The 3,248-nt window shown below is 72.0% G+C and carries 2 protein-coding genes; one reads left to right on the top strand and one right to left on the bottom strand.

The genetic code is table 11. From position 1 onward, the window contains the following. On the bottom strand, positions 1-1,953 hold a 1,953-nt coding region (locus KBX53_RS27180; protein ID WP_309140864.1), incomplete at its 3' end, for a glycoside hydrolase family 2 protein. A gap of 206 nt (positions 1,954-2,159) precedes the next feature. On the opposite strand from KBX53_RS27180, the gene KBX53_RS27175 reads away from it, so the two are divergent. Then, a complete protein-coding gene (locus tag KBX53_RS27175; RefSeq protein WP_030337195.1) occupies positions 2,160-3,179 on the top strand; it encodes a LacI family DNA-binding transcriptional regulator in 1,020 nt (339 codons plus the stop codon). The last annotated feature ends 69 nt before the right edge of the window (positions 3,180-3,248 follow it).

The raw sequence follows: 3,248 nt of genomic DNA, 5'->3' as shown, positions 1-3,248 counted from the left end.
GGTGAGCGTGCACCGGGTGACCGCGGCGGATGCCGTCCAGGCCTCGGCGGTTTCGTTGACGGCGACCACTGCCAGGCCGCCGTCCCGGGGCTGCACGGTGAGGAGCCGGTCGGCGTACGCGTGTCGCAGCGCATACCACAGGGGTTTGCGACGGCCGTCGCCGTCGACGGCCGACCAGGAGGTGACCGGCCAGCAGTCGTTGAGCTGCCAGACGATGGTGCCGGCGCAGACGTTCCGGTGGGAGCGGAAGTGCTCCACGCCGAGCTGGATGGCTCGGGCCTGGTTGAGCTGCGTCAGGTAGTGCCAGTCGTCGAAGTCCGCCGGGGCGGGCAGGTGCGCGTCGAGGCCCCGCTGGAGTTTGGCGTCACCGTCGGCCGCCTTCTGATGGTGCGCCATGCCCGGTGAGTCGTGCGCCAGGGGTTCGTCGCTCAGCGCCCGGCGCAGCGTGGCGTACGCCGGTGGGGCCTGGTAGCCGAACTCGGCGACGAAGCGCGGCACGTACTCCCGGTACCTGGTGTAGTCGTCGGTGTTCCACACGTCCCAGATGTGGGTGGTGCCGTGCGCCGGGTCGTTGGGGTGGATCGCCTCGGTGCCCGACCAGGGGCTGCCCGGCCAGTACGGGCGGGTCGGGTCCAGCTCGCCGACGATCCGGGGCAGCACGTCGAGGTAGTAGCCACGCCCCCAGGTGCGCCCGGCGAGGTCCTGCTGCCAGTCCCAGTCGTGCCAGCCCCAGATGTTCTCGTTGTTGCCGGTCCAGAGCACCAGCGACGGGTACGGCGCGAGCCGGGTTACCTGCTCGGCGGCCTCGGCGGCCACCTCGCTGCCGAACGGTTCCTCCTCCGGGTACGCGGCGCAGGCGAACAGGAAGTCCTGCTGGACGAGGAGGCCGCGCTCGTCGGCGAGGTCGTAGAAGTCGGCGGACTCGTACCGGCCGCCGCCCCAGACCCGCAGCAGGTTGACGTTGGCGGCGACCGCCTGGTCGAACCGCTCGGCGAGCCGGGCCCGGGTGATCCGGGTGGGGAACGCGTCGTCCGGGATCCAGTTGACCCCGCGCACGAAGACCGGGACGTCGTTCACCGACAACGAGAACGGGGTGCCGTGCTCGTCGGGTGTGGTGTCCAGGCGGACCGAGCGGAAGCCGATCCGGTGCGACCAGCTGTCCAGCAGGTCGCCGTCCGGCGCGTGCAGTGTCACATCGATCGGGTGACGCGCCTGCTCGCCGTACCCCCGGGGCCACCACAGCGCGGGCTCGCGAACGGTGAGGGTCAGCACGGCCGTGCGCTGCCCGGCCGGGACGACCACCTCGGCGTGTGCGCCGGCCACGGCGGCGCGGACGGTCAGCGGGACGTCCGCGACCCGCTCGACCTCGACGTGCACCTCGACGCGGCCGTCGCGACCGTCCATGGTGACGAGGGGACGGACGGTGGCCAGCCGGGCGGTCGACCAGGCGTGCAGGCTGATCTCCTGCCAGATGCCGGCGGTGACCAGTGTCGGCCCCCAGTCCCAGCCGAAGTTGCAGGCCATCTTGCGGATGAAGTGGAACGGCTCCGGGTAGGCGTTCGGGCGTTCGCCGAGCCGTTCCTGGTGTGCCTCGGCATAGCGGTACGCGGAGTCGAACGTGACGACCAGGTCGTTGTCACCGTCGCGCAGCAGCGGTCGGACGTCGAACCGGTAGCCGCGGTGCATGTTCGCGGTGCGGCCGACCTCGACGCCGTTGAGGGTGAGCGTGGCGACGGTGTCCAGGCCGGCGCAGACCAGGTCGACGCGGTCGTCGTCGCCCGCCCGGTGGACGATCGTGGACTGGTAGACCCAGTCGGTGCGCCCGATCCAGGCCAGCGTCCGCTCGTTGTCGTCGAGGTAGGGGTCTTCGATCAGCCCGGCGGCGAGCAGGTCGGTGTGCACGCAGCCCGGCACGGTCGCCGGCACGGACCGGTCGGCGACCTCCTCGGGCACCTGTGCTCCGGGGGCCGCTCGCACTGTCCAACCGTCGTAGAGTGCCTGTCGGCGCAAGACCTCACCGCACCTTCCGCATCGAAAGACGTTTACTGAACCGGATAAGCTAGGCAACCGTACGTTTCGGCCCCGCACGTGTCAACGGCCGTTGACGCCCGCGACAGCACGTCGCGGCAGCACTCTCGCAGCAGCAAAGGAGCACGCCGGTGAAGCGGCCGACCATTGCCGACGTCGCCCAACGCGCCGGGGTGTCCAAGGGTGCCGTGTCGTACGCGCTGAACGGGCAGCCCGGCGTCTCCGAGGCCACCCGGCAGCGCATCCTGGCCATCGCCACGGAGATCGGGTTCAGCCGGAGCAGCGCGGCCCGCGCCCTCTCGGCCGCCACCGCCGGCGCGATCGGCCTGGCCCTGTGCCGACCGGCCCGGACACTCGGTGTCGAGCCGTTCTTCATGGCGCTGATCAGCGGCGTCGAAGCCGAACTCTCCGCCCGCTCGTACGCGCTGACCCTGCAGGTGGTGGCCGACCACGACGCCGAGATCGCGGTCTACCGCCGCTGGTGGGGCGAACGACGGGTGGACGGGGTGCTCGTCTGCGACCTGCGCACCGACGACCGTCGCATCCCCGCACTCGAACAGCTGCACCTGCCGGCGGTGGTGATCGGCGGCCCCGGCGGCACCGGCGAGCTGGCGAGTGTCTGGTCCGACGACGCCGCCGCGCTGACCGAGACGGTGGAGTACCTGGTCGCGCTCGGGCACCGCCGGATCGCCCGGGTCGCCGGCCTGCCCGACCTGCGGCACACCGAGATCCGCACCGACGCCTTCGCGGCGGTCCGCCAGCGGCTCAACCTGGACGACGCGGTCACCGTGTGGTCCGACTACACCGGCGAGGAGGGCGGGCGGGCCACCCGCCGGCTGCTCAGCTCCGCCCACCGGCCCACTGCGGTCATCTACGACAACGACGTGATGGCCGTCGCCGGGCTCTCCGTCGCCCAGGAGATGGGCCTGACCGTGCCCGGCGACCTGTCCATCGTGGCCTGGGACGACTCACCGCTGTGCCGCCTGGTGCACCCGCCGCTGACCGCGCTGGGCCGGGACATCCCGGCGTACGGGGCCCACGCCGCCCGGCAGTTGCTCGCCGTCGTCGCCGGGCAGCCGGCCGGCCGGGTGCAGGACGAGACACCCCACCTCACCCCACGTGGCAGCACCGCACCACCCCGAGCCAGATGAACCGGTTCAGCGCGATGCTGACGGAAACTCCTCGAAGTACGCCTCGACCCGATCCGCCGTCGCCGGGCG

The sequence above is a fragment of the Micromonospora sp. M51 genome (genome assembly GCF_018070305.1).
In the GTDB taxonomy this organism is placed as follows: domain Bacteria; phylum Actinomycetota; class Actinomycetes; order Mycobacteriales; family Micromonosporaceae; genus Micromonospora; species Micromonospora parva.
The sequence above is the reverse complement of the archived record's forward strand: the minus strand, read 5'-3'. Positions and strand labels throughout refer to the sequence as shown.